Origin of the sequence: Pseudogemmobacter sonorensis (assembly GCF_042762395.1) — a bacterium.
GTDB classification, from domain to species: Bacteria; Pseudomonadota; Alphaproteobacteria; order Rhodobacterales; family Rhodobacteraceae; genus Pseudogemmobacter; species Pseudogemmobacter sonorensis.
The window spans coordinates 1-26,146 of the sequence record NZ_JBEFZE010000017.1 but is presented as its reverse complement, the minus strand read 5'-3'; the positions used below and the strand labels follow the sequence as shown (position 1 = coordinate 26,146).

Here is a 26,146-nt window from a genome sequence, read left to right as displayed (position 1 = left end):
CTCACTCCTTGGACGAGGGGCTGGCGTCGAGGCCGAGAAAGACAAGCGTCTCGGCCCGGCTCATTTTCTTGGCGGAACCGGCATAGGAAAAGGCGTCCGGCTTCTGGTCGTGGTAGATCTCGGTCTTCATGACCATGCCATCGGCATCGTCGAACAGGCCGATGGGGATTTCATAGGCATCGGCCCAGGGGCCGTCGGTCAGCTTGTAGTAAAGGCCCGATCCGCATTTCGCGCAAAAGGCGCGCATCGCCCAGGCCGAGGACTGGATCTCGCCGATATGCTCGGTGCCGCTCCAGGTGACATCGGCCAGCGGCACGGTGATCGCCAGAAGCGCCGATCCGGTCCAGCGACGGCACATCACGCAATGGCAAGTGCCATAGTCGAGGCTGCCCAGCCGGGCGGTGAACCGCACGGCGCCACAAAGGCATTGACCGACGCGCTCTTCCTTTGCGCCATGCTCGGGCCCGCCATGCCCAGACGCGCCGGGTTCGGGGGATTCAGGGGCCATCGGACACCCTCCACAGCGGCGCGCCCGGCACGCCCGCCGTCATCGGATCGCAATCGTATTTCGGCTGGCTGGTGGCAAAGCCCGGCTCGCCCGGGAAGACGAACTCCAGCGGGCTGCCGTCGATCGGGCGCCAGAGCCCGTCGCCAAGATCGCTTTCGCCCGGGCCCGCGAAGAAAAGCCGCATCTCGCGGTTGATGTATTCGCGCCCGCGCGCGCGACGCAGCACGTTTCCGGCCGGATCGGTCTCGGTGAAGTCGAATTCGGTCTCTTCCAGCGTCACGCCATCGACGGTGACGCTGCGGCCGGTCAGCCGGTCGTAGCCCCGGGCGGTCGAGGTGCCGCCATCGGATCGCGCCAGATCGAAGTGGAAACTGTCGATCCCGGTGGCGATCAATTCGCTGAACGAGGCCGGATCCGGCGGTGCGGGCGCAAGCCATTGCGTGAGCTGCGGACCACCCCCGCGGCGGCCCTCGATGCTTTCGATCCATTGCGTCTCGAAGTCGATGCGGGAGCGGAAGAACAGCCCGTCCAGATCGAAATCGGCCCGCCACTGGTCGCCCGGCGCATCGTCCGCGCAGGTGTAGTGGTTCGAGACCCGGCAGGCCTTGGCCTGAACGGTCATGAAGATCTCGCAGCCCTGGGGGGCGGCCCATTCCCGGGCCCCGGCCACGGCGGGCGCCACCGCAAACAGCGCGGCCAGCACCGCCAGGCGCCCGGCGACCGCGCCGCGAAGAAAGGCCAAAACCGGCGCCTTGATGATGAGATAGGGTTTCAAATCCGTTCGATCCTGTTGAAGCCCCCGCCCCCGCAGAAGGGGGGCGGCAAGACGGAAAGCCCAGGCGCCGGGTTCGGCTGCGGAATTATTCTGCGGCCACCGCGCCGGTTCGGGCAAGGTATTCCAGCATAGCATCGGCCGCTTCGCGCCCGTCGCGGATCGCCCAGACCACCAGAGAGGCACCGCGCACAATATCGCCCGCCGCATAGACGCCCGGCAGGCTGGTGGCATGGCTGCGGAAATCGGCCTTGATCGTGCCCCAGCGGGTGACTTCCAGCCCCTCGACGCCCCAAAGCCTGGGCAGATCCTCGGGTTCGAAGCCAAGCGCCTGCACCACCAGATCGGCGGGTTCGACGTAATCCGCGCCCTCGATCACCTCGGGGCTCTGGCGCCCGGAGGCGTCCGGCGCGCCAAGGCGCATCTTCGAGACCATCACGCCCTCGACCGCCGTGCCGCCGGTGAAACCCTTGGGCGCGGCGAGCCAGACGAATTCGGCGCCCTCTTCCTCGGCGTTCTGCACCTCGCGCTGGCTGCCCGGCATATTGGCGCGGTCGCGGCGGTAAAGGCATTTGACCGAAGCCGCGCCCTGGCGGATCGCGGTGCGGACGCAATCCATCGCGGTATCGCCGCCGCCGATGACGACGACGCGCTTGCCCTCAGCATTCAAGGCGCCGCTGGTGAAGGCCTCGACCTCATCCCCGAAGGAGAGCCGGTTCGAAACGGTCAGGTAGTCGAGCGCCCGCACGATCCCCTGCGCGCCCGAGCCCGGCGCCTCGATTTCGCGGATCTTGTAGACGCCGGTGGCGATCAGCACCGCATCGTGACGGCCGCGGATGGCGTCGAAGCTCAAATCCTCGCCCACGGCGCAGTTCATCACGAATTGCACGCCCGAGGCCTCGAGCTGCTCGACCCGGCGCATCACCACCGGCTTTTCCAGCTTGAAACCGGGGATGCCATAGGTCAGCAGCCCGCCCGCCCGGTCGTAGCGGTCGTAGACCGTGACCTGCACGCCCGCACGCCTCAGCCGTTCCGCAGCCGCAAGACCACCCGGGCCCGCGCCGATGATTCCGACGCTTTCGGGCCGCTCGACCGCAGCGACGACGGGCTTGACCCAGCCCTCTTCCCAGGCGGTGTCAGTGATGTATTTCTCGACTGAGCCGATGGTCACGGTGCCGTGGCCGGATTGCTCGATCACGCAATTGCCCTCGCACAGCCGGTCCTGCGGGCAGATGCGGCCGCAGATCTCGGGGAAGGAATTGGTGGCCTGGCTGATCTCCCAGGCCTCTTGCAGCCGCCCTTCGGCGGTCAGGCGCAGCCAGTCGGGGATGTTGTTGTGCAGCGGGCAATGCGCCTGGCAATAGGGCACGCCGCATTGGCTGCACCGGCTGGCCTGTTCGGCGGCCTTTGCGGCGGCGAACTCGCGATAGATCTCGTCGAAATCCTGCTTGCGCAAGGAGGCGTCGCGTTTTTCGGGCATCTCTTTGCCCAACGAGACGAATTTCAGCATTCTTTGCGTGGCCATAGCTGCGCGCCCCTGTTCAGACTTCGGGTGCGCCTTCCTATCGCTGTTCTTTTCTGAAGAAAAGTCAATTATGCTGACCCAATTAATCCTTTTTTCGCGTAGCCAAGGATAATTCAGCGCAAAGTAACGAAATATAGGTCAGCAAAGTTTCCAGATACCGTCAGAAGCCCGCCAGCAAGGCCACCAGCGCAGCCGTGCCGACGACGATTCGCCACCAGCCGAAAATCGCGTAGCCATGCCGTCCGACGTAGCCCAGCACCCATTTCACCACCAGAACGGCGCTGAGAAAGGCCACCGCGAAACCGATCGCGATCTCGGTCATCGCCCCGAAATCCAGCACGTCGCGGTTCTTGTAGAGGTCGTAGGCCACCGCCGCCCCCATGGTCGGCAGGCTGAGGAGGAAGGAAAACTCGGCCGCCGCGCGTTTCTCGACCCCCATCAGAAGCGCGCCGACGATGGTCGCGCCCGAACGCGACACGCCCGGCACCATGGCCAGGCACTGGCAAAAGCCGATCGCCAGCGACTTGCCCAGGGGCAGGCCCAGGGCATCGGTATGCCGGGGATGTTTCGGCGCGATCCGGTCGACGAACAGCAGGACGAACCCGCCCAGGATCAGCATGACGGCGATCAGCATCGGCGATTCGAACAGGATTTCCTTGATGATCCGGTGCAGGGCCAGGCCGACCAAGACCGCCGGCAGAAAGGCCAGCAGCACCGACAGCAGCGCGCGCCGCGCCCATTCCTCATGCCGGGCGGCAAGGAAAAGCTGCGTCAGCTTGGCCGCATAGACCGAGAACAGCGCGAAAATGGCGCCAAGCTGGATCACTACCTCAAAGGTATTGCCCGCCGACCGGAAGCCAAGGAAATGCCCCGCCAGCAACAGGTGCCCGGTGGACGACACCGGGATGAACTCCGTCAGCCCCTCAAGCAGTCCGAGAAGGGCGGCGGTCAGGGTGGTATCCAAGCGGTCAGACCTTTCTCAGGTTCCGCGCCGAGGCCTTGATGGCCGCATATTGCCCCGACGGACGGAAGCGCCACAGATATTCGGGCAGCACCGCCTCGAAGGCGGTCGGCTGGATGTCCAGATCCGAAAGGCCCCGGGCCGAGGCCCCGACCACATTGTCCTGCGCCAGCATGGTGATCTGGTCGCGGGTGACGATCTTGTTGCGGATGAGGCCGAAGGTCAGCGCCTCGACCATATCCAGCCCCCAGGCCGGGATCCGCGCGAGGAAGGCCGGGATCCCCAGGATCAGGCGGCGGCGCTGGATCACCGGCAGCATGCGGTTCAGGATTTCCTTGAGGCTGGCCGCCTCCGGCCCGCCAAGCTCGTAGATGCCGGGTGCGGCCTCGCCGGTGATACCCTTCACGGCGGCAAACGCCACATCCTCGACATAGACCGGCTGGAACCGGGTGGTGGCATGCGGCAGGGCCAGGACCGGCGCCATCACTGCCATTCCGGCGAATTTGTTGAAAAAGCCGTCGCCATTGCCGAAAATCACCGAGGGGCGCAGGATCACTGCGGTCGGAAACGCCTCAAGCACGGCCTTTTCGCCCGCCGCCTTGCTTTTCGCGTAAAGCGAATCACCCTGGGGATCGGCGCCGATCGCGGAAAGATGGACCAGATGCGCCACGCCTTCCTCTGCTGCGATCCGGGCGATGCGGCCCGCACCCTCGGCCTGCACAGCCTCGAAATTGTTGCGCCCGTAGCGCGAGAAGGTGCCGACGCAATTGACCACGGCATCCGCGCCGCGCAGGGCCGCGCGCAGGCTGGCCTCGTCGCGGATGTTGCACAGGACCGGCTCGACCTGGCCCGGCACGCCATAGGGCTTGACGAAAAGCGCCTGGTTGGGGCGGCGGACCGCGACGCGCACGCGCCAGCCCAGCTTGGCCATGCGCCGCGCGACATAGCGACCGACGAAACCCGAACCGCCGTAGATCGTGACCAGCTTGCTCATGCGGAAATGCTCCCCTCGCGGGCCTTGGTTGTCACCGCAGATCATTAGCCCTGCGACCGGGATGCGGCAAGACCAAACGCCTTTCCGACCCGGCCCGGAAAAATCTTCGTTCCGCTTCCGAGCCGTGTTGACTTCGCTTTAGGCGCCCGCTACATCCCCGCCACGACATCGCCCAGATGGCGGAATTGGTAGACGCGCTGGTTTCAGGTACCAGTGCCGCAAGGCGTGGAGGTTCGAGTCCTCTTCTGGGCACCAATATCTTGCGAAAAGCCGTGCAATCCCTATGGATTGCGCGGCTTTCGTCTTTCCTGGCCCCCTGCCGGAGCCGCACGATCACGGGCGAGGCCGCCCCTTCGCGCGTAGCCGGATAAGTGTGAAAGGCCTGTCCCGAGCGGCAGCCGACGCAGCCTATCGCCGGGCCCTATCGCCGGGCCAGCGCCAGGACGCACAGAAGCGCCAGCCCGCCGCCGATCCAGAAGGACGGGCCGACCACCTCGCCCAGGACCGTGACGCCAAGCATTATGGTGAAAAGCGGAAACAGCAGCGTCATGCCCGCGACCGAGCTCGGGTCGTTGCCCTTCAAGAGCGCGTAATAGGCGGTATGGGCGCCCAGCGTGACGACAATGGCCGGGCACAGGATCGCGACCGCCGACAGCAGCGGCTGGGCGGCCAGAAGCGGCAATCCCCGCGGTTCCAGCAGCGGGGCGAGGCAGGCCAGCACCAGCGCCGAAACGGCCGAGGTCCAGGCCTGCATCTGTATCGCGCTCGCCCGGCCGGTGCCCTTGATCAGCACGCTGCCCAGCGAAAGCGACAGCGCCGAGCCGATGATCAGCGCCACCCCCACCGGATCCGCCCCGCCCTGCTCGGCGCCGATGGCCAGCACCACCGCAAGCGTGGCCATCGCCACAAGCCCCAGGCGCGGCATCGACCACCGCTCGGCCCCCGCGAGCATCGAGATCAGCGCGGTCGCGGGCGTGCCAAGCTGCAGGATCAGCGCCGCGGTGGAACTGTCGAGCCGCGCATAGCCCAGCATCAGCAGGCCGAAATGACCGGCCCCCATCAGAAAGCCCGCCGCCAGCACCAGGGGGAAGCGGTCGGGGCGGCGGCGCAGCAGGGGCGAGAGGCAAAGCCCCGCCACAAGGAAACGCCCCGCCGCCAGCCAGACCGGCGGCAACTGGCCTGGGCCGACGGCATGGCGCAGAAGCACCGCATTCGCCGCCCAGACGAAACAGATCGCAACAAGGGCAAGGAACGCAGCCCCGCTAAGCCTCTTGCCGGGGCGGGGTCCGGGCCGCATCTCAGTCGGCCAGCGCCAGCAACCCGGCCTCGGAGCCGTCGCGGCCGATCAACTGGATCCCCACCGGCAGCCCCCCTGCCCCGCCCGGGCAGGGAAAGCTGACGGCGGGCAGGCCGGAACAACTTGCGATGGCGGTAAAGCGCATGTTCGCGGTCAGGGCGGATTCGGGGCGGCCCGACAGGATCACCTCGGTCTGGCCGATCAGGGGCGCGACGAAGGGAATGGTCGGCGTGGCGATCACATCGACCTGCGCCAGCAGGGCCAGGACCGTCTCGCGGAACACCGTGCGGAAGCGTTGCGCATGCAGGTATTCGGTCGCGGTGATCGCCCGGCCCGCCAGAAGCTGGTTCAGCACATCCTTGCCGTAAAGCTCCGGCGAGATATCGAGCCAGCCATCATGCACCGCCGTCGGCTCGGCCGCGTCGACGATCACAAGGGCGTCGACCGCGCGCTCCAGCGCATCGATCTCGATATCGACCGGCTCGGCGCCCGCCGCCCGCACGGCATCGAGCCAGCGGGAAAAGGCCGCGCCGACCCCCTCTTCGATCCGCTCGAAGACATAGCCGCGCGGGACGCCGATCCGCAGGCCGCGCCAATCGCGGCGCGCGGACGGCAGAAACGGCTGGTCCAGCATCGCCGCCAGCAGCGCGGCGGCATCGCGCCCGTTGCGCGCCATCGGCCCCACGGTGTCGAGTGACCAGGCCAGCGGGAAGATCCCGTCGACCGGAAGGCGCCCGATCCCCGGGCGCAGCCCGGTGATCCCGTTCATACCCGCGGGCAGCCGGACCGAGCCGCCGGTATCGGTGCCAAGCGCGGCGAAGACCGCGCCCGACGCCACCGCCGCCCCCGATCCGCCAGACGAACCCGCCGGGATCCGCTCCGGGTCGCGGGCGTTGCGGGCCTGGCCGTAATGCGGATTGGCGGTGGTGCCGCCCCAGGCGAATTCGTGCATGTTGGTGGTGCCCAGGATCACCGCCCCGGCCCGACGCAGCCGCCGCGTGACCTCGGCATCGCGGATGGCGATCCGGTCGGCGAGCAACCGGCTTCCCGCCGTCAGCGCCACCCCCCTGATCGCGATATTCGACTTCAGCGCGATGGCGATGCCTTGCAGCGGCCCCAGGTCGTAGCCCGCCCCGAGCAGCGCATCCTGCGCGCCCGCCGCCACCATCGCCTCGGTTTCGAAGACCCGCTCGAAGGCGTTCAGCCCCGAGGTCTCGGCCGCGCGGTCGAGACAGAGGCGCGTCAGTTCGGCAAAGCTCGTCTCGCCCGCCCGCACCATCCGCCCCGCCTCAGCCAGGGTCATCGACGGCAGGCCTGTCGGCAGGGGGTCGGGCATCGCCCCTTCGGCATCCTGGAACCTCATGCCGGTCATTTCGCGCCACCGGCCTCGCAGTCGCGGGCCAGGCTGAAATCCGGCCAGGGCGTCTCGTTCACCGCGCCGATGGGCGAAAGAACCGCCGGAATCGCCAGGGTGAACGGATCGAGTCCCGCCTTGGCATGGGCGCTGATCCGCTCGCAGCGCGCCGCCCAGTCGGAGAGCAGCGCCATCAGATCCGGCGTCGCGGCGCCGGGCGGCAGGCCAAGCAGGGCCAGCCGCTGTTCCAGGGTCAAAGAGGGCATGGCAATACCATGAAGGGAAAAGGCGCCGGGACGCGGGATCTGGCCCCGGCGCGAGGGGGCTCAGTTCTTGCTGTCGGCGTAGGCGGCGGCCCGGGTCGCCAGATCGGTGTTGACGTTCACCTCATAGCCGGTCGCCTCCGACGGATAGGCGGTGAGCGTTCCGGTATAGACCGAGATGTTCATGTTGTTTTCCCAGGCTTTTTCGGTAACCAGCACGTTTTCCGGATAGCCCTTGGCGTCGATCTCGCGCTGGACCGAGGTGCGGATCACCTCATCCGAAAGCTGCGGGAAATAAAGCTTGGCGATCTCCACCGTGCGCTCGAAATCGGCATAGATGAAGCGCGAGGCCTGCTCGAACGCCGTCACCACGCCAAGCGCGGCCTCGGGGTTCTGGTCGATATAGGCCTGGGTCGTGGTCAGGCTGGAAAACGCATAGGGATACCAATCGGCATTGGCCGAGAAGGAATAGACAGAGAAAAGCCCGTTATCCAGTTCGGCCTGCGCCACCTGCGGATCGACCGCGAGCGCGTAATCCGCCGCCCCCGCCACGATCGCCGGGATCTCGTTCCCGATCGAGACATTGACGATCTCGACCCCCTCCAGCCCTTCCTGCTCGATCAGGTAGGACATGAAGGCCCAGGTCGTGTCGGGCTCGGGCGAGGTGATGACCTTCTTGCCCGACAGATGCGCGAGATTGTCCTGCAGATCCGTCTCGTCCGAGCCGAAGATGAACACGGTCGGCGCATTCTGCACCCCGGCGACCACCACCCCGTCGCCGCCCATCTCGCGCGATTTCGGCACGAAGACCGGATCCTGGATCGAGAATTGCGCCGATCCGCCGATCACCGCCGCCCAGCTTTGCGGGCCGCCGCCGCCGGTCTCGATGGTGACCTCGACGCCATGTTCGGCGAAATAGCCCTGCTCTTGCGCGACATAGAGCGGCAGATACAGCAGTGACTGGAAGGCCTGGTTGATGGTGACCTCCTTCATCTCTTGCGCATTCGCGGCAAGAGGCGCGAGGCCGAGGCAAAGGGCCGAGGCAAGCAGAGTCCGACGCAGCATGGTCATTTCCTTTCCCAGGAGAGAAGCGTTTTTTCCAGAAGACCGATCAGCCCGTTGAAGACGAGCATCATCACCATCACCACCGCGATCCCCGCGAGGACGATGTTCATCGAGAAGTTGGAGGAGCCGAGCAGGATCATGTGGCCCACGCCGCGCTGCGACGAGATGTATTCGCCCACGATCGCACCCACCAGCGCGAAGCCCACATTCAGCTTCAGCCCCGAAATCACCCAGGGCATCGAGGCGGGCACCACCAGCTTCAGAAAGATCTGCGAGCGCGGCGCATTGAAGGACCGCATCAGATTGATCAGGTCCGGGTCGGTGCGCATCGCCCCCTTGTAAGAGGTGGTCAACGACACCACGACGCAGGAGAAGGCCACGATCATCACCTTGGCCAGCATCCCCGTGCCGAACCAGATGATGGTCATCGGCGCGATCGCCAGCACCGGGATCGAGCCGATGGCCGCGATGAAGGGCGCCGACAGGTCCGACAGGAACCGCGAATACCACAGCGACAGCCCGATCACCGAGCCCCCGACCGCGCCCACGGCATAGCCCGTCATCACCTCGGCGCTGGTGGTCCAGACATCGAGCCACAACCGTCCGTTGGCGGCGCGCTGGACCAGGATCTCCCAGACCATCGAGGGGCTGGAGAACAGGAATTTGTTGATCGCGCCGGTCCGCGCGCCGATCTCCCAACCCAGCACCAGCGCGACGGTGATCCCGAGTTGCAGCACCAGTAGCACATAGCGGCGCGGCAGCCTGCCCGGACTTGAGGCACGCCGGACGGAACCGGCGGACAGGTTGTTTTCCGACATGGACATGAACCGGAGGCCTTTCAGAATGCGGATGCGGGCGGGCTGGAGGGGAGGGCTGCGGGTCAGGCGCCGACCGGCTGCGGCGCCCCGATGCGCTGCCAGATCCGGTTGTAATATTCGTTGAATCGCGGCGATATCCGCCGCTCGGGGATCGAGAAACTGTCGGTTCCCAGATCGACGCGGATCTCCTCGACGATCTCGCCCGGGCGGGCCTTCATCACATAGACGCGGTCGGCCATGGTGACGGCCTCTTCAATATCGTGGGTGATGAAGATCACCGTCTTGCCCGAGCCCTTTACGCGCTGCAGAAGTTCGCCCTCCAGTTCGATCTTCAGCGGATAGTCGAGCGCCTTGTAGCTTTCGTCGATCAGGATGATCTGCGGATCGGTGATCATGGTGCGCATCAGGGCGACCCTCTGGCGCATGCCGCCCGAAAGCTCGCCCGGCAGCTTGTTCTCGAAGCCGGTCATGCGGTATTCGGCCAGCAGGTCCATGGCCTTTTCCCGCGCCTCGCGCCGGGGCACACCCTTGACCTCAAGCCCGAGGATGATGTTGTCGATCACCCTGCGCCAGGGAAACAGAAGATCCTTCTGCAGCACATAGCCGATCTTGTCCGACACCCGGCCGGTGGTTTCCTGCCCGTCGACGATGATGCCGCCATCGTCGGGCGCGATCAGCCCGGTGATGATGTTGAACAAGGTGGACTTGCCGCAGCCCGAGGGCCCGACGAAGGCCACGAATTCGTCTTTCGCCGCCCGAAACGACATGTCGCGCAGCACCGTCAGCGGGCCGTCCGAGGTGTCGTAGGCTTTGGTGATCTTGACTACTTCCAGGGCGTAGCGCACGTCCGGCCTCATGCTGTTCTCTGCCCGTCATGTTGATACGGAAATGTTTTCTTTTTCAAGTATTTTTTGAGCCCCCGCGGAGATTTCCATGCAATATGCTGTAAAATATTAATATTTTACGACATCATCCTCTTCCATTGAACGGATCGGCATCGCGTGTTATCTGAAAATTCAACTATGTCCGTCGAAACCTGAATCGGGGCCGCCAAGATGACTGAGCGCCGCATCTCTCTCGCCCATCTGATCGCCCAGGTGAATCGCCGGATCGAGGGCTCGCTTTCGGCGCGGCTGCGCGAAGGGGGGCTGACGGTCGAGCATTTCCGGGTGCTGAGCGCGCTGATGGAGCAGAACGGCCGCACGATGAGCGATCTGGCCGCTTTCGCATTGGTCGATCCGCCGACCATGACAAAGATGATCGACCGTCTTGTCGCCAATGGCGCGGTGTTCCGCGCACCCGATCCGGTCGACCGCAGGAAGGTGCTGGTCTTCATCTCGGAGCGCGGCAAGACATTGCATCAAAGCGCCGAGGCGCCGGTGCGCGAATACGAGCATGAGTTGAACAAGATGCTGGGCGCAACCGAGCAGGCGCAGCTCACCCATCTCCTGCGCTGCATGCTTAACTGACTCGGCGCCGCGATTTTGGGCAACCGTCCCGGCGCGGGCGGGAATCGCCCCCGGGATTCGGCGACGGGGCTGGCGGCGGCATGGTTTCTGGCGTCTGACTTCCGTCATGGCCCATTCCCCGGTGCACCCCTTCTTCGGCAGACATCCGGTCCCGGGGCCCAGGGTCAGGCTTGGGCTGATGGTCGCGCAGGACGGATCGGCGGGGCTGTGGTCGCCCTCGGCCATCGCCAGCGCCGATCTGGCGGTTCAGGAGCTGAACCTGCAGGGCGGCATCCTTGGCCGCGAGATCGAGCTGGTGACGATGGATTGCGGCGCCTCGGGGGCGATCGCCGCCGGAAATGCCCGCGATTCCCTTGAGATCGACGGCATCTCCGCCATGATCGGCATGTTCCCCAGCTATGCCCGCGCCGATGTGGCCGCCGCCGTGGGCCGACGGATCCCCTTCCTCTACACCCCGCAATTCGAAGGCGGCGAGACCCGCGCCTCGGTCATCACGACCGGCGAGACCACCGCCGAATTGCTGGGCCTTGCCGTCGACTGGCTGGTCGAACACCGCCGCGCCAGGCGCTTCTTCCTCTGCGGCTCGGACTATCGCTGGCCACGCGAAAGCTTCACGGTGGCGCGGCGGATCATCTCGGATTGCGGCGGCAGCGTTCTGGGCGAGTCGTTCCAGCATATCGGCGACCACAATTACGACCTCGTGTTGCAGGCCATCGCCGACAGCGCCGCCGATACGGTGGTGCCGATGTTCCTTGGCCTCGACGCCGTGGCCTTCAACCGCGCCTTCGCCGCCAGCGGCTTGGCCCGCCATGTGCTGCGCTGCGCGCCGGGCCTGGACGAGACGATCCTTTACGGCCTTTCGCCCGAGGATACCGAGAACCTCTATTCGGTGGCGGGATATTTCGCCTCCCACCGTTCGGCCAACAATGGCGGCTGGCTGGAGCGTTACCACATGCGCTTCGGCGACAACCCGCCCCCGGCCAATTGCTACGGCCAGTCCGCCTATGAGGGGATCTATGCCCTGGCCGCCCTGGCCGAGGCCAGCGGCTCGCTCGATCCGGCGCTGGTGCGCCGGGCGCTCGGCCGGACGGCACCGCAGCGCAGCGCGCGCAACGGCCGCGCCACGCCCGCCATCGGCGCGCGGCCCAACCTGCTTCTTGCCGAAATCGACGGCTACGACATCCGCATCCTGCGCGAGGGGCGAAGCTGTCGGCCGATATAAAACTTGCATTTATAATATTTTCCATGGCAACTAACATCTCTGCCCGAAGACGGAGATTGCCATGCCCTTGCCACGCCCGGATATCGCCCGGCTGAAAGATCTTGCCGCGGGGATCGGCCTGGACCTCGACGCAGGCCGCGCGGCCGAGTTCCTTCAGGTCATGGAGGGGTCTTTCCAGGCCTATGACCTGGTCGAGCGCCTTGACGACAGCCCCCCTGCGCCCGCCTTCGCCCGCAAGGTGACGGCGGTGAAGCCCATCCATCCGCTGAATGCCTGGTATGCGACCTGCGAAAGCGCGCCCGCGCCGGATGGGCCGCTGGCCGGGCGCAGCGTGGCGCTCAAGGACAATATCATGATGGCGGGCGTCCCGATGGCGAACGGCAGCACGATCCTCGACGGTTTCGTGCCCCTGCGCGACGCCACGGTCGTCACCCGGCTCTTGGCGGCGGGCGCGCGGATCGCAGGCAAGGCGGTATGCGAGAATTTCTGCATGTCCGGCGGCAGCTTCACCTCGGCCACGGGCCCGGTCCTGAACCCTCATGATCCGTCGCGCTCGGCCGGGGGGTCAAGCTCGGGCTGCGCCGCGCTTGTCGCCTCGGGCGAGGTCGACATGGCGGTGGGGGGCGATCAGGGCGGTTCCATCCGCATTCCCTCGTCGCATTGCGGCATCGTGGGCATGAAGCCCACCTGGGGGCTGGTGCCCTACACCGGCATCATGCCGATCGAGGCCACGCTGGACCACGCGGGCCCGATGACGCGCAGCCTTGCCGACAATGCGCTGATGCTGGGGGTGATCGCAGGCCCCGACGGGCTGGATCCGCGCCAGACCGGCGCGCCCGCCCGCGATTACCGCCGCGCCTTCGAGCGCGGGCCCGAGGGAATGCGCGTGGGTCTTCTGGCCGAGGGGTTCTCCGTCCCCTTCATGCAGCCCGAGGTCGCCGAGACCGTCCGTTCGGCCGCGCTGCGGCTGGCCGGGGCCGGGGTCGAACTGGTCGAGATCTCGATCCCCGAGCACCACATCGCCGACAAGGTCTGGGCGCCCATCGGCCTTGAGGGGCTGACCCGGCAGATGATGCAGGGCTATGGCATGGGCTTCAATTGGCGCGGGCTTTACGCGCCCGAGTTGATGGAGGCCATGGCGGGCTGGCACGACCGCGTGGAGGAGCTGCCCGTCACCTTGCAGATCTCGCTTCTGACCGGGCTCTGGACGCTTGGCCAGACCGGGGGGCGCAGCTATGCCAAGGCGCAGAACCTGTCCCTGAAGATGCGCGCGGCCTATGACCGGGCGCTGGCCGGGCTGGATGCGCTGCTGATGCCGACCGTGCCCTATGTCGCCCCGCCGATCCCCGGCCCGGACACCGATCTTGGGGATTTCATGCAGCGGGCGCTTGGCGTGAATGTCTCGACCTCGCAATTCGACGTCACCGGCCATCCGGCCCTGACCGTGCCGGTGGGCAAGGCCGACGGGCTTCCGGTGGGCGCGATGCTGGCCGGGCCCTGGTATGGAGAGCTAGCGCTTTACCGCCTGGCGCAGGGGCTGATGATAGAGACGCCCGTGTCCCGGGGCGCCTAGCCCGCCCCACCGCGCCGGATCGTTCAAAACCTTCTCCCGGATCGTTCAAGACCCCCCGGCGGCGCTTCCGCTAGCCTGTTCCTTCTGAACGGCAGCAGCCGTCAATCGCGGGGAGGAGGATCTTCGCGGCACAAAGGGAGGAAGACACATGAATGTCGCACGGGCCTTGTTGCGCCATTCGGATTGAGGCGGCAGGTCTCCCTTTCCCGGCTGTCTTCAGCGCATTCGGACAGTCTCGGGCGTGCCGAGGGATGTGAAGCGGTTCATGTGGAGCAGGTGAACGCCATTGGTTCGAGAGAACCTGCGACCCGATGCGGATCTGAACCTCTGCATCCTGCCTGTCGAAGTCTCTGGCCATGATGCGCTCGCCGAGGGGTTCGAGGCATCTCATCCTGGCCTCCACGCGGTTTCGTCGATGATATCCGGACCATTTCTTCCAGCTCGCCCGGCCGAACCGTTTGCAGGCGCGCAGGGCCTCGTTGCGCGCCTGCAGGCCGGGATCGTGGCCCTTCCAGTCCCGGGCATTGCGTCTCGGTGGCATGATGGCATCGGCACCTCGGACTGCGATGGCGCCGTGACACCCCTTGGTGTCATAGATACCATCGGCGGTGACACTGCCGATCCGCTCTTGCATCGGGATCTGCGCCAGCAGGTCGGGCGGAACGGGCGCATCGCCGATACGGTTGCTGGTCATCTCGACGGCGCGCACCTCGAGCGTTTCAGCATCGATACCGATGCCATTGCCTGCGGCGGCTGGCCCCATGCTTGCGGACCGGCCACTCGCCTTCGCCCGAGAACTTGATCCCCGTGCTGTCCACCAGCAGATGCAGCGGCCCGGGCGCGGCACGATACGGGATCTGCACCTTCAGGTGCTTCTGCCGACGGCAGAGCGTCCGTGTAATCCGGCACCGGCCAGTCGAGCCCGCTCAGAGCCCGCAGGCTCTCCACAAACCCCGTCGTTTGACGGAGCGGCAGCCCGAACAGCACCTTGATCGAGAGGCAGAACTGAATGGCCGCCGCCGAGAACCTCTCAGGATGACCCGCCTTGCCGCTCGGGGCCGCAAACCATGACATCTGCGGGTCAAGCCATACCAGCAGCAAGCCGCGGCGCTTCAGAGCCTGGCCGTAGCTGGACCAGTTCGTCGTGCGGAAAAGGGGGACGGCCTTGCTCATATGCCTATCCCAAACCCCTGACCCACAAACATGATTCCGCAAGTCAGAGGGATAGCGCAACAAAGCCGCGCAGACGTGGCGCCGCTTTGGAGGAAGCTATTCTCGATGCAACCTGGGAAGAACTGGCCTCGCATGGCTATGAGAGCCTGACCCTGGAGGCCATCGCACGACGCGCGGGAACGAGCCGCCCGGTCCTCAGCCGCCGGTGGGACAGCCTGTCGAAACTCGCATCCGCGGCCATTGCGCGATACGCGATTCAGAACCCCATCGACGTGCCGGATCTGGGAAGCCTGCGGGAAGAACTGCTCATGCTGCTGCGTCAGGTTGCCCGGAGATCCTCACCGAAGCTTGTGCGACTGATCTATGAAATGCGCAAGGATCTCGAGGCCGCGTTCTCCAGTTTTGCCGACATCCGCTCCCAGGTCGGACGCGCGGGATATCCCACGCAGCAGATCCTGGACCGCGCCATCGCCCGGGGAGAGGTCGCGCCGGAACGCATAACCCCCCGGCTTCTGCGCCTGCCCGTCGATCTTGCGCGCCACGAGATGATGATCACCTTCCAGCCGCTTTCCGAGCCAGACATCTACGAAATCGTTGATGATATCGTCCTCCCGCTCTGGACCGCGCGAGTCTGATCGAGACCGTTTTCGGCGGAGACGCCGCTATCTTGCAAGGACGGCCATGATCCTTTCGATCAGCAGCAGATCCTGGCGCGCATCGGCGATATCTGTGTCGATTGCCGCCCCTTCGGCGATCGCAGCATGGAAACTAGCCCATTCTGCCACGAAGGCATCCCGCCGCATCGGCTGGTGGAAGGTCTCCTTTACACCGGCCTCGCCCTCGGCTTCAGTGACGCGCAGGGTCGCCGGCAGGTGCCGCACGAAGGGAGTGTCGTAATCCAGCCGGATGACGCGCTCGTCCGACAGCACCTCCATGCTGGCGTCGAAGCGGGCGATCCGGTCGATGCCGGTCTCGAAATGGCAGATGAAATCGCCATAGTCGAAATCGACGGTGAAGAACCGGCCGTCGCGGCGATGGCGGGCCGACAACACGCGCCCGGGCATGCCGATGAGGCCGCGCATCACCGACAGATCATGCGTCGACAGCCCGAGCAGCAGCATATGGACGAAGGCGCGCGGGCCCTCCGTGGTTCTGGCGACCGCGCGTGTCGCAAGGGCACTCGCCTCCGCCGCCTCCACCAGGCTTTCGGGCGGAATGTCGTCGCCGGCGATGATCGCCGCCGTCGGCTTCAGAAAGGCGCTGTTCGGCCCGATGATCGCGCGCAGGCGCGCCATGTTGATGTCGGCCCCGTCGGCGGCGATCAGCCGCTTTGCCTCGTGAAAGGCCGGGGCGTGCCGCCGCATATAGCCGATCTGGGCGATCATGCCTGTCTCCTGCGCGGCGGTGGCAAGTGCGTCCGCCTCGGGCAAAGTCATGCACATGGGCTTTTCGATCAGCACATGGCGCCCGGCGCGCATCGCCGCGATGGCATGTGGCGCATGCAGCGCGCTTGGGCTGGCGACGAGGACCGCGTCGACCTCGGGGTTGTCCAGCAGCGCACCGATCGAGTCATGGGCCATCGCCCCCGGCATCCGCGCCGCCAGTTGCCCGCGCACGGAAGGCGAGGCGTCGTAGAGCGCCCGGACGGCGAAACGCTCGCCCAGTTGCGCAAGCGCCGGAATATGCAGGTGCTGCGTGACCATGCCGCAGCCGATAAGGCCGATGCCCAGTGGTTTCATCGCTTCGTCTTTCTCCAGCATCGCCGAACCGCTGTCCGGCGGATCATTCGGCGAGGAAGCCGCGCAGGTCCGCGACGAATTTCCGGGGGTTCTTGAGCATCAGGAAATGGTCCCCCTCTTCTGCGCTGGTATAGCTGAACAGCCGCCCGTGGGGCGCGGTTTCGGCGATCCAGGCCTGGCTCGGCAGGTTGTTGCTCTCCTCGCCAGAGAAAACCGCGACGGGGATGTCGAGCTTCTGCTCGATCACGTCGCGCCAGTCGTTGGCTGCATGGTCGAACAGAACGCGGAAAGTATAGGCGGGGTCCGTGTCGATCACCGCATGGGCGAAGCCCGCCGAGTTCTGCGCATAGGGCGAGTCCATCATCAGCGACCGCTGCACGACCTTCATGTCGACGACCTGCTGGTTGGTCGGCGCGCCCTGATAGGCGGCGATCATCCTCTCCACCGAGGTGGTCATGCCACCGGCGTTGAGGCGTTCCTCCTCGGACCAGTCGTCATGGGTATAGATCGACACCGGCTGATCGACGAAGACGGCCTTGGAAATCCGCTCGGTGCCGAACAGGTCAATATAGCCCCAGATGACCGACACGCCCATCGACCAGCCCGCGAGGACGGTTTTCTCGACGCCGATATGGTCGAGGAATTCGTTCAGATCCATCGAATGGCGGGCGATCCGCGCGCCCTTGAGCGTCTTTTCCGACAGGCCCTGGTTTCGCGGGTCGAGGACATAGACATGATGGCTCTGCGACAGCAGCCAGATCACGTTGATCAGCTCCGCGCCATTGGCGCCCCATGCGGGCACGAAGACGACCGGATCGCCGCTGCCCGCTTCCCAGTAATTCAGCCGGATACCGTCATTGGTGGTGAAGCCGTTGATCTGCAACCCCGCGAAGTCCGACAGCTTTCCGAGCATGTCGGCGATCTGGTTGGGGAAGGTATAGTCGGTTCCCAGCACCTCCATCGCCGGTTCGGCCAAGGCAGGGGTCACAAGCAAAGGCAGCGACACAAGCGCAGATATTAAAAGGTGTTTCATCGAAGCCTCGCCTGGATTGTCGCGGGACATGGGGCCGGGATAACTGCCGGTTCAAGGGCGGGAACCCGGCAGTCACCGGCACCCCGCCCTCGGCCGATGTCAGCCGAACAGCTTGCCGGAACCGGCCCAGTCGGACGGTTTCACATCCTCGAAGATCACATAGATATAGCTCGCATCGGTTCCGGTGTTGCGGACGATGCTTTCGGTGATTTCGGCGGCAACCTTGGCCTTTTCTTCAGCCGACTTGCCTTCGAACCAGCTTACGCGAACCACGGGCATGATGTTTCCTTTTCATTGGCAGGGCATGGGGCAGACTTTCGGCCTTCCGGATGAGGGCGCGATAAGACTTGCGCCATTGATGATATTAGTATCTTTGATGTGGATAAATACCCTCCGGGTGACTTCAGAGTGGCGCTTAATTCTACAATGGCCCAGATCGATCATCTCGCTGGCGTTCAGGCCTTCGTCGAGACCGCCCGCCACCTGAACTTCACCGAGGCCGCGCGGACTTTGGGCGTCACCAAATCCGCTGTGGGGAAAAGCGTGAGCCGTCTGGAGGCCCGCCTCGGCACCCAGTTGATCCGCCGCAGCACGCGCCGGCTGGTACTGACCGCCGATGGCGAAGCCTATCTGGCTGTGGCGCGCCGCGCGCTGGAAGAGATAGGGGCGGCCGAGACCTTCCTTGCGAGCGGCAATCGCGACGTCGCCGGGCGCCTGCGCGTGGATGCGCCCGCCGCCTGGGGGCGTCAGGTTCTGCTGCCGATCCTTGTCGACATCACGCGCGAGCATCCGGGTCTGCATCTGTCGCTTTCCTTCACCGACCGCATCATCGACCCGATCGAAGAGCGCGTGGATCTCGTCATCCGCTTTGGCGAGACGCCGGACACCGGCGGCCTGATCACCCGCAAGCTGGCGGAGCAGCGCGCGCCGCTGGTAGCCGCGCCCGGCTATATTTCGCGCAAGGGGGTACCGGCGACGCCGGAGGACCTGCACCATCACGACTGCATCACGGGCGTCCGTCGGGATGCCCCCACGGGTTACAGGATCGTCCGAGGGACCGGAACGCCCGAACGCCTGCACGTGCTTGCCACGCATGAGATCGGCGACGGGGCGGCGGTGGTCGAGGCGGCAATTGCCGGGCTTGGCATCGCGCAGATGCCGCTGTCGCTGGTCGCGCAGCCGCTGGCGGATGGCAGGCTGGTCGAGGTTCTGCCAGACTACGGCACCGCGCCGGTGGGCATCTACGCGCTCTGGCCCGAGACCCGGCATCTGCTGGCCCGGGTGCGTCATGTCGTCGATGTGCTCGCAAAGCATGGGCAGCAGGGGACCCTTTAGAACCCGGGCCTGAGCGGCCGGTGTCTAACCCTTCGTGCGTGCGGATTGGGATGCCACGTCATCCGACCGTACAAGTCCGCGATCCCAGGATGGGTTAGGGCCAAGGTCGCTCACCAGGAAATCAATGAAGGCGCGGACCTTGGCCGGAGGGCGGCGGTTGGCCGCGTAGACGGCGAAGACACCGGCAAGTTCCATCGGCGGATGATCGAGACAGACGGGGACCAGCCGTCCTGCGCGGATTTCGCTGCCGACAAGAAACGTGGGCTGATAGATCAGGCCCTGCCCGGCCAGGGCTGTGGCAAGCAGGGCATCGCCATTGTTCGCCTGAAATCTGCCGCGGACGTCCGCACTGAATGCACCATCTGTCCCGCGTGCGGATGTTCAACACGGGCTTCGGTGCCCTGGCGCGACCGGACCGCGATCTTTACCCCAATGACCCGCGCGACCGGATCGACGCACCGAACGAGCGGACAAATCCGCGTCTCAACATCAGGGTCTACCGCTTGTGCTTCGCCACAATGCAGCTCGCCTATGAGAAAGCCTTCACCCATGTCTTCGAAATGCTGGACGAGCTGAAGACGCATCTGGCGGAGAAGGGGCCTTATCTTCTGAGCGAGCGCTTGACCGGGGCGAATATCCGGCTTTACGCGACGCCGGTGCGTTTCGACGCCGCCTATGTCGGGATCTTCAAATGCAACCTGCGCAGCTTTGCCAATTATCCGGCGTTCAGCGCCTGTCTCCCGGCTGTCTTCGATCTCCCGGGCGTGCGAGAGACCGCCAGTATCCACCATATCAAGCGCGGTTAGTACTCGATGCGGTGCTCAACCACAACGGCGTCGTACCGGTGGGGGCCGGACCTGCCCGGGCTCGACCCCGTCACGCGGATCCCCGCCGCCGGGGCGGCTGCAGCACGGACCCGAAAGGAAGCGGTCATGAGCCGGTCTCTCGTCATCTTCTTGCACGGCGTCGGCCGTGGCGCCAATCTTGCGCCGCTTGGCGTCCACTGCTGCTGCCTCCGACGGATTTCGCGGCGCCGGACGAGCCCTTCGCCGTTGATCACGGCGGAAGCGGTCGGCGGTGGTTCCGCGTCAAGGGCGTGACGGAGGCCAACCGGCCCGGCCGCATCCTCGCCGCGCGAGGTGCCTTCGATCACACCATCGCCGGGATCATCGCCGCGCATGGCTTGACCAGACCAACCGACCGCGATGCCCTAGTTGGTTCCTCGCAGGCCTCGATCATGGCGCGGGACGCGGTTGCCTCCGGCCGCTGGCGGGTGCGGCGGTGGCCGCCTTCGCCGCGTCGCCTCGCATCGCCCGCGCCAATGGCGCCATCGACCGGCGCCAAGATCCCCCGTTCGTCCACTGTAACGGCGACCGGGTGATGCCTGTCGAGGAAAGCCGAACCGCCGCAGCGGCTTTGAAGCAGGCGGGCATCGATGTCGCCCTGAATGTCCTGCCCGGCCTTGGTCACGCGATCTCGCCAGAGAGCGCGAGGGCTGCTGGTCAGTTTCTGTTGCGCGTATTGACGGCCAGCCAAAACGCCTGAAACGGCCACCACCGAAGACGTCGGGCTACCGCGCGGTCCCTTCCCGGTGAGGGGCGGAAATCTTGACCGCGAAACCGATGAAACGTCTTGACCTCGCCGGTCTCCTGCATAGGGCAGAGGGGGAGGGCGGGACGCGATACTCCTCCTGCCAGCAGCCAGCACAGCTGTCCCGATGGCCGGATGGTCCCGAACCTCGGGTAGCGCAGGCGGTGATGTTGGCCGGACCGGGCGATGTGGGAGATAGTAGATCCAGAGGAAACTCTGTGTGGAATTTTTCTGTATTTACGCTGAAACAGCGCAGGAATAGCTAATTTCAGGGTCTGTAGACCATGGCATGCTGCCCGATTTCCATTGCTGAACGGCATTTGCCATGCCTGACGCAGCGACTCCCGATCAGGTTTGTCTGGCAGGAAGCGTCACGACTTGTTCAGGCCAGGTGAGCGCCATGGCCGCAGGCATCGGGAATGCGGACGCCGGGAAAAGCTCGGAACAAGGAGATCTCCCAGCCACTTCACCCGAACCAGCGCCGCCGGGTCGCTCTCTTCGTGGGAGCCACGGGATCAAGCGATACAAGAGGAAGGACAAGGACTGGCATGTCAACTTCAACACGGGGCGGGGCGGATAGCCGCGCCGGAAAGAGCAACCGCGCGCGGTGGACGCTCCTGGTCTTTGGGGCGCTGCTCGCCCTGGTCGGTCTGGCCCTGACAATAGGCGGGATCCAACTCGCGGGGCTGGGCGGATCCTGGTATTATCTTCTTGCCGGTCTGGCGCTGCTGGCTTCCGGCGGTCTTCTCGCGATGCGCCGGTCTGCGGCACTGTGGCTCTTCGGCGCAACCACCATCGCCACGGTTCTGTGGGCGCTGTGGGAAGTCGGCCCGGAATTCTGGGCACTGGTTCCGCGCCTTGCACCCTTCGTGGTGATGACCCTCATCATGGGGCTGCTTGCGCCCCTGCTTCTGGGAAGAGCGCGAAAGAAGGCCAGCTATTCCGTCTCCGTGGTCGCCGCGCTGGTCCTGATCGCGGGGGCCGTGTCGGTCTTCATCCCCCACGGCGTTATCAGCCCGAGCGGCGCAGCAGTTGTGCGCGCGGCGGTAGATGCGCCAGAGGAATCGCGCTGGCAGTATTACGGCCGCACCCCTGACGGGACCCGCTTCGCGCCCGAAAGCCAGATAACGCCGGAAAATGTCGATCAGCTCAGCGTTGCCTGGACCTTCCGCACCGGCGAGATGGCCGAACTCGGGTCGGAGAACCAGAACACCCCGATCCAGATCGGTGACACGCTCTATGTCTGCACGCCGCTGAACAAGGTCTTTGCCATCGACGCGGACACCGGCGAAGAGCGCTGGAGTTACGATCCGGAGCCTGTCGACACCACCATCTGGAACCGCTGCCGCGGCGTGGCTTACTATGAACCCTCCGCCGTTGACGCACCGCCTATCCCGGATGCAGAGACGGGCGCTGTTCCGGCCATCGTTCCCGCGAGCGCGACCTGCGGGCGGCGCATCGTGACGACGACGGTCGATGCGCGTCTGATCCAGCTCGATGCCGAAACGGGCGCCCTGTGCGAAAGCTTCGGGACGGGCGGGATCGTCGATCTCAAGGCCGGGATGGGCGAAATAAAACCGGCATGGTATCAACCCACCTCGATGCCGACAGTGGCCGGGCGGCTGATCATCGTCGGCGGCTGGGTGTTCGACGGGCGTTCGGTCGATGAGCCCTCGGGCGTCGTCCGCGCCTTCAACGCGGACACCGGCGCGCTGGTCTGGGCATGGGATCTTGGCAACCCCGAGATTACCGGCCTGCCATCGGAGGGCGAGACCTATTCGCGCACCACGCCGAATGTCTGGTCCACGCCCGCCTTCGACGAAGAACTGGGCCTGGTCTATCTGCCGACCGGCAACCAGAACCCCGATTTCTGGGGCGCGCTGCGGCCGGAGATTTCCGAGCAGTATTCCTCGGCCATCGTCGCGCTGGATATCGTCACCGGGCGTGAGCGGTGGAAGTTCCAGACCGTGCATCACGACATCTGGGACTATGACGTTCCCGCCCAACCGGCGCTCTACGACGTGCCCGACGGAAACGGCGGCACGATCCCGGCTCTTGTCCAGCTGACGAAGCGCGGTCAGATCTTCATGCTTGACCGCCGCACCGGCGAACCCATCGCTGATGTCGTCGAAAAGCCGGTTCCGCAGGAACATCAGGAAGGCGACTGGGTTTCGGCCACGCAGCCTTACTCGGTCGGTATGCCCGCCATCGGTGCGGAGCCGCTGTCCGAGGAAAGGATGTGGGGGGCGACGTTCTTCGACCAGCTTTCCTGCCGGATCGCCTTCCGCAAGCTGCGCTACGAGGGCGAATTCACGGCGGCCACCACCGAGGCCAGCCTGCTCTATCCCGGCTATTACGGCGGGATGAACTGGGGCAGCGCCTCGATCGACGCAGGCACGGGCTATCTGATCGTCAACGACATCCGCATGCCGCAGGTCGTGCGGCTGATCCCGCAGGCCGAACTGGCGGGCGCGAATGCGGGTCACGGCGTCGGCAGCATCTATCCGCAGGAGGGCGTGCCCTTCGGCATCGAGCACAGCTCGCTGGTGTCGTTCCTCGGGCTGCCGTGCAATGCCCCGCCGTGGGGCACCTTCTCGGCAATCGACCTGTCGAAGCGAGAACTGGTCTGGCAGCGCCCGGCCGGAACGGTCGAGGATACCGTGGTCGCGGGCGGCCTCAAGGCGAGCCTTCCGGTTCCGCTGGGCATGCCGACGCTGGGCGGCCCGATTACCACCGGTTCGGGGCTGGTCTTCTATGCCGGGACACAGGACTACTATCTGCGTGCGCTTGACGCAGCGACGGGCAAGGAAATCTGGAAAGGTCGGCTGCCGGTTGGCGCCCAGGCCACGCCGATGACCTACGTCTCACCCAAAAGCGGCCGTCAGTTCGTGGTCGTGTCGGTCGGTGGTGCCCGTCAGTCGCCGGATCGCGGCGACTACGTGGTCGCCTACGCCTTGCCTGAGACGCAGTGACCCGGAGTATCTTTACGGCGTTCGTAAGAAACCGGATCCAAAAACCCGCCCCGAAAGGGGCGGGTTTTCATTTTTAGCGTCTGTCAAATGAATCCGGGTGGGAACAAGTCTCTCACCTGGCAGTGCCGCCTTTGAAAATCCGCGGATGGTCGATGAGCTCGCGCGCCATCAGATGCGCAAGACGCACGGCAGAGGTCATCTTCTCCGGCACAATGGCCCGGCGTGACCCGAGGAGTTCGCGCCCACAGGCGGCAGGGTCCGCAATCGGATTTTCCAGTCTGCGCAGGCAATCCTGCGCAATGTCGTCCCCATCGGCAGCAGGCGACTCCCGATGCACGATCTGCCCGAGCCGCAGCGCGATATGGCCGAGGGATAGTGCGGCGACCGCATCCCTTGGAACAGCATCAGGACCGTCGTGGCCGCACCCAGATCGGCGGACGCCCCGAGCGCGCCGAGAAGCTGCGGTCGGCGCGCCTGCGGAAAGCTCCGTTTTCACCGGCAGATCAGCAACGTGCCGCAAGCAATACGCATGAACTGCTTAAAGGGCTGCAGGAGGACGGTCGTCTACGCAAGGTGGATGTAGTGCAACGGGCCTCGTTGGGGGGCGAGGGCACGGAAGGGCAAACCGGCCCTCTTCCTGCGCATTGAGCATGTCGTCAACGACTTCGAGACGAGTTTCGAAGAAGGGGATCTCGAGGATTTCGAGGCCTGGCTCAAGTCGGACGACCAGGGCTGGCTCTTTCTCGATTCCGTGGACGAGGCGCGCCTGCGCGATCCCAAGGATTTTGAGCGCGCCATCCGCCGCATTGGGAAGCGGATTGAGCGTGCCCTACAGCGCACGCATATCGTCATCACGGGCCGCATGGAAGCGTGGCGCCCGGCGACCGACCTCTTGTTGTGCCGGACCAACTTGCGTTGGGATGCGCCGACGAAAGAACCCAACGAGGCGACCGCGCCCCAGGGGGAATATGCGGTCGCAGCTGAGCGAGTGGAGAAGCGTGAGAGTAAGCACGCCCCGTTCCGCATCGTTACCCTCGAAGATCTGCACGGCGCTCAGGTCGAGACCTTTGCGATCGCCAAGGGCGTGACGGACATCAAAGCCTTCACTAAAGCCCTAGAGCGTGCCGAGGCATGGTCGTTCACAACCAGGCCTCTCGACCTTGCCGAAACTGTTGAGTTTTGGAACGATTACCATCGGGTCGGCTCTCGGTTCGACCTGATGACGAGCAGCATCGCCAAGCGCCTTGAGGAGCGGGATCAGGACCGGGCCGATGCGCGGCCGATCGCGGTCGACCGCATTCGCGAGGATGCCCGTCTAGTCGCGGCAGCCACCACGCTCTGTCAAGAATCGGCCATCCGCATCCCCGACGGAGACAAGAATACCTTAGGTCTTCCAATCAAGGATGTCCTTACCAATTGGAACGATCAGGACTGCGCGATCCTGCTGTCGCGGCCAATCTTCGATCCGGGCATCTATGGCACCCAGCGATTCCACCATCGTTCGGTGCGGGAATATTTAACCGCCAAATGGCTAAATTCGTTGCTGGTCGACGAAGGCTCGCGCGCGAAGATCGAGGGGCTGTTTTTCCGCATGCAATATGGCATTGAAGTCATCGTGCCGACGATGCGCCCGGTGCTGCCGTGGCTTGCGGCGCTTGATCGGCGGATCCTCAACAAAGTCGTGGCGCTCGCACCCGAGGTGCTGCTTGAGGGCGGCGACCCCGCCAAGCTGCCGCTTGACACGCGGCGTCACATCCTGCGCCAGACCTGTGAACGGGTCGCGCAGCCCGCGCACGGCCGCTCGATGATGGAATATCAGGCGGTCCAGCGCTTCGCCAACGCCGATCTTGCTGAGGAGATCGGGGCGCTCCTCGACCAATATGCTGCGGATGACGACATCACTTGGTTCCTGCTGCGCATGGTCGATCAAGGCGGCATCCAGGCCCTAGTCGGCAAGGCCAGATACTTCGCGCTCAGGTCCCGCGCAAAATATACCCGCATCGCGGCGATCCGCGCGGTGTTCGCGGTCGGCACGTCCGCCGATGTCGCAGACATCCGCAGTGCCTTCTTGAAGGAAAGGCCGGGGCTGTGGGATGAACACGAAGTTTCATGCCGTTGCCGATGCGCAGGGCCGTCCGATCCGCATGTTTGTCACGGCAGGTCCTGTCAGCGATTACACCGGGGCTGCCGCCATGCTGGGTAGCCTGCCGAAGGCGGAATGGATGCTGGCCGACCGGGGCTATGATGCCGAATGGTTCAGAGATGCGTTGAAAGACAAGGGGATAAAGGCATGCATCCCCGGCAGGAAGGCCAGGAAGAAAGCCATCCCTGCACCATGCCCACGTCACGCTGGGCGCCTGGCGCACGGACTATAACACCGGACGGCCCCACTCCCGTCTCGGCTGGCAGACCCCAGCCGAGTTTGCCAAAACCTTCGCCCCGCAACGGGGCCTGACGCTGCGCAACCCGCAAGGCTCCGCGCC

Annotated in this window: 24 protein-coding genes, 1 tRNA gene and 4 pseudogenes; 11 read left to right on the top strand and 18 right to left on the bottom strand. The window is 65.3% G+C overall.

The features are described 5' to 3' along the window. Nucleotide 1: 1 nt before the first annotated feature. From ABNX41_RS13035 to ABNX41_RS13015, 5 genes are all read right to left on the bottom strand, one after another. Nucleotides 2-508 carry a GFA family protein gene (locus ABNX41_RS13035; protein WP_438670160.1) on the bottom strand — a complete coding sequence of 169 codons (507 nt, stop codon included), beginning with the start codon at nucleotides 506-508 and terminating at the stop codon, nucleotides 2-4. Further along, nucleotides 498-1,283, bottom strand: a complete 786-nt coding sequence (locus ABNX41_RS13030; RefSeq protein WP_438670159.1) for a hypothetical protein — start codon at nucleotides 1,281-1,283, stop codon at nucleotides 498-500. The genes ABNX41_RS13035 and ABNX41_RS13030 overlap by 11 nt, the downstream gene beginning before the upstream one ends. An 85-nt stretch (nucleotides 1,284-1,368) precedes the next feature. Further along, nucleotides 1,369-2,805, bottom strand: a complete 1,437-nt coding sequence (locus tag ABNX41_RS13025) for an NAD(P)-dependent oxidoreductase (RefSeq protein WP_438670158.1) — start codon at nucleotides 2,803-2,805, stop codon at nucleotides 1,369-1,371. Nucleotides 2,806-2,965: 160 nt separating this feature from the next. Then, complete coding sequence (locus ABNX41_RS13020) at nucleotides 2,966-3,769, bottom strand: undecaprenyl-diphosphate phosphatase (protein ID WP_438670157.1); 804 nt, start codon at nucleotides 3,767-3,769, stop codon at nucleotides 2,966-2,968. A 4-nt stretch (nucleotides 3,770-3,773) separates the two neighbouring features. Continuing rightward, on the bottom strand, nucleotides 3,774-4,760 hold the full coding sequence (locus tag ABNX41_RS13015) for a complex I NDUFA9 subunit family protein (protein WP_438670156.1): 987 nt from the start codon (nucleotides 4,758-4,760) through the stop codon (nucleotides 3,774-3,776). Nucleotides 4,761-4,930: 170 nt separating this feature from the next. Between ABNX41_RS13015 and ABNX41_RS13010 the strand changes: the two genes are divergently transcribed. Next, a tRNA-Leu gene (locus ABNX41_RS13010) sits at nucleotides 4,931-5,015 on the top strand. 166 nt (nucleotides 5,016-5,181) lie between these two features. Here the strand turns inward: ABNX41_RS13010 and ABNX41_RS13005 are convergent. Genes ABNX41_RS13005 through ABNX41_RS12980 form a run of 6 tightly spaced genes read right to left on the bottom strand, consistent with a single transcriptional unit; the run spans nucleotide 5,182 to nucleotide 10,402 of the window. Further along, the gene (locus ABNX41_RS13005; RefSeq protein ID WP_438670155.1) at nucleotides 5,182-6,057 is read right to left on the bottom strand and encodes a DMT family transporter; all 876 of its coding nucleotides are present in this window, start codon (nucleotides 6,055-6,057) and stop codon (nucleotides 5,182-5,184) included. Nucleotide 6,058: 1 nt separating this feature from the next. Next, complete coding sequence (locus ABNX41_RS13000) at nucleotides 6,059-7,420, bottom strand: amidase (protein ID WP_438670154.1); 1,362 nt, start codon at nucleotides 7,418-7,420, stop codon at nucleotides 6,059-6,061. A 5-nt stretch (nucleotides 7,421-7,425) separates the two neighbouring features. Beyond that, the gene (locus ABNX41_RS12995; protein ID WP_438670153.1) at nucleotides 7,426-7,677 is read right to left on the bottom strand and encodes a hypothetical protein; all 252 of its coding nucleotides are present in this window, start codon (nucleotides 7,675-7,677) and stop codon (nucleotides 7,426-7,428) included. Between the two features lie 60 nt (nucleotides 7,678-7,737). Continuing rightward, nucleotides 7,738-8,739 carry an ABC transporter substrate-binding protein gene (locus tag ABNX41_RS12990; RefSeq protein ID WP_438670152.1) on the bottom strand — a complete coding sequence of 334 codons (1,002 nt, stop codon included), beginning with the start codon at nucleotides 8,737-8,739 and terminating at the stop codon, nucleotides 7,738-7,740. Between the two features lie 2 nt (nucleotides 8,740-8,741). After that, nucleotides 8,742-9,563, bottom strand: a complete 822-nt coding sequence (locus ABNX41_RS12985) for an ABC transporter permease (RefSeq protein WP_438670151.1) — start codon at nucleotides 9,561-9,563, stop codon at nucleotides 8,742-8,744. Nucleotides 9,564-9,619: 56 nt separating this feature from the next. After that, nucleotides 9,620-10,402, bottom strand: a complete 783-nt coding sequence (locus tag ABNX41_RS12980) for an ABC transporter ATP-binding protein (RefSeq protein WP_438670150.1) — start codon at nucleotides 10,400-10,402, stop codon at nucleotides 9,620-9,622. Between the two features lie 210 nt (nucleotides 10,403-10,612). On the opposite strand from ABNX41_RS12980, the gene ABNX41_RS12975 reads away from it, so the two are divergent. From ABNX41_RS12975 to ABNX41_RS12965, 3 genes are all read left to right on the top strand, one after another. Further along, nucleotides 10,613-11,026, top strand: coding sequence for a MarR family winged helix-turn-helix transcriptional regulator (locus ABNX41_RS12975; RefSeq protein ID WP_438670149.1), 414 nt, complete (start codon nucleotides 10,613-10,615; stop codon nucleotides 11,024-11,026). A 106-nt stretch (nucleotides 11,027-11,132) separates the two neighbouring features. Next, nucleotides 11,133-12,248 (top strand): substrate-binding domain-containing protein, encoded by a 1,116-nt coding sequence (locus tag ABNX41_RS12970; protein WP_438670148.1) that lies wholly within the window; start codon nucleotides 11,133-11,135, stop codon nucleotides 12,246-12,248. 61 nt (nucleotides 12,249-12,309) lie between these two features. Then, entirely contained in the window at nucleotides 12,310-13,821 is a 1,512-nt protein-coding gene (locus tag ABNX41_RS12965) for an amidase (RefSeq protein ID WP_438670147.1), read from the top strand. A 216-nt stretch (nucleotides 13,822-14,037) separates the two neighbouring features. Here ABNX41_RS12965 and ABNX41_RS12960 read toward each other — a convergent pair. Continuing rightward, nucleotides 14,038-14,994, bottom strand: a pseudogene (locus tag ABNX41_RS12960) (IS5 family transposase). Nucleotides 14,995-15,080: 86 nt separating this feature from the next. On the opposite strand from ABNX41_RS12960, the gene ABNX41_RS12955 reads away from it, so the two are divergent. Further along, nucleotides 15,081-15,629 (top strand): TetR/AcrR family transcriptional regulator, encoded by a 549-nt coding sequence (locus tag ABNX41_RS12955; protein ID WP_438670146.1) that lies wholly within the window; start codon nucleotides 15,081-15,083, stop codon nucleotides 15,627-15,629. 27 nt (nucleotides 15,630-15,656) lie between these two features. Here the strand turns inward: ABNX41_RS12955 and ABNX41_RS12950 are convergent, their stop codons facing one another. From ABNX41_RS12950 to ABNX41_RS12940, 3 genes are all read right to left on the bottom strand, one after another. After that, on the bottom strand, nucleotides 15,657-16,733 hold the full coding sequence (locus ABNX41_RS12950) for a Gfo/Idh/MocA family protein (protein ID WP_438670145.1): 1,077 nt from the start codon (nucleotides 16,731-16,733) through the stop codon (nucleotides 15,657-15,659). Between the two features lie 43 nt (nucleotides 16,734-16,776). Then, a complete protein-coding gene (locus ABNX41_RS12945) occupies nucleotides 16,777-17,709 on the bottom strand; it encodes an alpha/beta fold hydrolase (RefSeq protein WP_438670144.1) in 933 nt (310 codons plus the stop codon). Between the two features lie 156 nt (nucleotides 17,710-17,865). After that, entirely contained in the window at nucleotides 17,866-18,045 is a 180-nt protein-coding gene (locus ABNX41_RS12940; protein ID WP_438670143.1) for a tautomerase family protein, read from the bottom strand. Nucleotides 18,046-18,192: 147 nt separating this feature from the next. On the opposite strand from ABNX41_RS12940, the gene ABNX41_RS12935 reads away from it, so the two are divergent. Beyond that, a complete protein-coding gene (locus ABNX41_RS12935) occupies nucleotides 18,193-19,101 on the top strand; it encodes a LysR family transcriptional regulator (RefSeq protein ID WP_438670142.1) in 909 nt (302 codons plus the stop codon). A gap of 24 nt (nucleotides 19,102-19,125) precedes the next feature. On the opposite strand, the pseudogene ABNX41_RS12930 reads toward ABNX41_RS12935, so the two are convergent. Beyond that, nucleotides 19,126-19,434, bottom strand: a pseudogene (locus tag ABNX41_RS12930) (LysR substrate-binding domain-containing protein); the annotation flags it as partial. Between the two features lie 20 nt (nucleotides 19,435-19,454). On the opposite strand from ABNX41_RS12930, the gene ABNX41_RS12925 reads away from it, so the two are divergent. Then, nucleotides 19,455-19,907: a glutathione S-transferase C-terminal domain-containing protein gene (locus tag ABNX41_RS12925; protein ID WP_438670141.1), complete on the top strand. Its 453-nt coding sequence runs from the start codon at nucleotides 19,455-19,457 to the stop codon at nucleotides 19,905-19,907. A gap of 343 nt (nucleotides 19,908-20,250) precedes the next feature. Here ABNX41_RS12925 and ABNX41_RS12920 read toward each other — a convergent pair whose 3' ends face one another. Then, the gene (locus ABNX41_RS12920) at nucleotides 20,251-20,571 is read right to left on the bottom strand and encodes a hypothetical protein (protein ID WP_438670140.1); all 321 of its coding nucleotides are present in this window, start codon (nucleotides 20,569-20,571) and stop codon (nucleotides 20,251-20,253) included. A 539-nt stretch (nucleotides 20,572-21,110) separates the two neighbouring features. Here ABNX41_RS12920 and ABNX41_RS12915 point away from each other — a divergent pair. Continuing rightward, a complete protein-coding gene (locus tag ABNX41_RS12915) occupies nucleotides 21,111-23,663 on the top strand; it encodes a membrane-bound PQQ-dependent dehydrogenase, glucose/quinate/shikimate family (protein WP_438670139.1) in 2,553 nt (850 codons plus the stop codon). Nucleotides 23,664-23,775: 112 nt separating this feature from the next. On the opposite strand, the gene ABNX41_RS12910 is transcribed toward ABNX41_RS12915, so the two are convergent. After that, nucleotides 23,776-24,159, bottom strand: a complete 384-nt coding sequence (locus tag ABNX41_RS12910) for a hypothetical protein (RefSeq protein WP_438670138.1) — start codon at nucleotides 24,157-24,159, stop codon at nucleotides 23,776-23,778. A 255-nt stretch (nucleotides 24,160-24,414) separates the two neighbouring features. On the opposite strand from ABNX41_RS12910, the gene ABNX41_RS12905 reads away from it, so the two are divergent. From ABNX41_RS12905 to ABNX41_RS12895, 3 genes and pseudogenes are all read left to right on the top strand, one after another. Continuing rightward, nucleotides 24,415-25,866, top strand: coding sequence for an NACHT domain-containing protein (locus ABNX41_RS12905; RefSeq protein ID WP_438670137.1), 1,452 nt, complete (start codon nucleotides 24,415-24,417; stop codon nucleotides 25,864-25,866). Continuing rightward, nucleotides 25,754-25,990: pseudogene (locus ABNX41_RS12900) on the top strand (transposase); the annotation flags it as partial. The gene ABNX41_RS12905 and the pseudogene ABNX41_RS12900, both read left to right, overlap by 113 nt. 31 nt (nucleotides 25,991-26,021) lie before the next feature. Further along, nucleotides 26,022-26,146, top strand: a pseudogene (locus ABNX41_RS12895) (IS3 family transposase); the annotation flags it as partial.

What these genes read in the sequence shown, in the direction of transcription:
- ABNX41_RS12990 (WP_438670152.1), bottom strand. Translation starts at nt 8,739, where the DNA reads ATGCTGCGTCGGACTCTGCTTGCCTCGGCCCTTTGCCTCGGCCTCGCG.
- ABNX41_RS12985 (WP_438670151.1), bottom strand. Translation starts at nt 9,563, where the DNA reads ATGTCCATGTCGGAAAACAACCTGTCCGCCGGTTCCGTCCGGCGTGCC.
- ABNX41_RS12935 (WP_438670142.1), top strand. Translation starts at nt 18,193, where the DNA reads ATGGCCCAGATCGATCATCTCGCTGGCGTTCAGGCCTTCGTCGAGACC.
- ABNX41_RS13025 (WP_438670158.1), bottom strand. Translation starts at nt 2,805, where the DNA reads ATGGCCACGCAAAGAATGCTGAAATTCGTCTCGTTGGGCAAAGAGATG.
- ABNX41_RS13015 (WP_438670156.1), bottom strand. Translation starts at nt 4,760, where the DNA reads ATGAGCAAGCTGGTCACGATCTACGGCGGTTCGGGTTTCGTCGGTCGC.
- ABNX41_RS12995 (WP_438670153.1), bottom strand. Translation starts at nt 7,677, where the DNA reads ATGCCCTCTTTGACCCTGGAACAGCGGCTGGCCCTGCTTGGCCTGCCG.
- ABNX41_RS12950 (WP_438670145.1), bottom strand. Translation starts at nt 16,733, where the DNA reads ATGAAACCACTGGGCATCGGCCTTATCGGCTGCGGCATGGTCACGCAG.
- ABNX41_RS12965 (WP_438670147.1), top strand. Translation starts at nt 12,310, where the DNA reads ATGCCCTTGCCACGCCCGGATATCGCCCGGCTGAAAGATCTTGCCGCG.
- ABNX41_RS12915 (WP_438670139.1), top strand. Translation starts at nt 21,111, where the DNA reads ATGCGGACGCCGGGAAAAGCTCGGAACAAGGAGATCTCCCAGCCACTT.
- ABNX41_RS12940 (WP_438670143.1), bottom strand. Translation starts at nt 18,045, where the DNA reads ATGCCCGTGGTTCGCGTAAGCTGGTTCGAAGGCAAGTCGGCTGAAGAA.
- ABNX41_RS12970 (WP_438670148.1), top strand. Translation starts at nt 11,133, where the DNA reads ATGGCCCATTCCCCGGTGCACCCCTTCTTCGGCAGACATCCGGTCCCG.
- ABNX41_RS13035 (WP_438670160.1), bottom strand. Translation starts at nt 508, where the DNA reads ATGGCCCCTGAATCCCCCGAACCCGGCGCGTCTGGGCATGGCGGGCCC.
- ABNX41_RS12975 (WP_438670149.1), top strand. Translation starts at nt 10,613, where the DNA reads ATGACTGAGCGCCGCATCTCTCTCGCCCATCTGATCGCCCAGGTGAAT.
- ABNX41_RS12925 (WP_438670141.1), top strand. Translation starts at nt 19,455, where the DNA reads ATGCACCATCTGTCCCGCGTGCGGATGTTCAACACGGGCTTCGGTGCC.
- ABNX41_RS13005 (WP_438670155.1), bottom strand. Translation starts at nt 6,057, where the DNA reads ATGCGGCCCGGACCCCGCCCCGGCAAGAGGCTTAGCGGGGCTGCGTTC.
- ABNX41_RS13000 (WP_438670154.1), bottom strand. Translation starts at nt 7,420, where the DNA reads ATGAGGTTCCAGGATGCCGAAGGGGCGATGCCCGACCCCCTGCCGACA.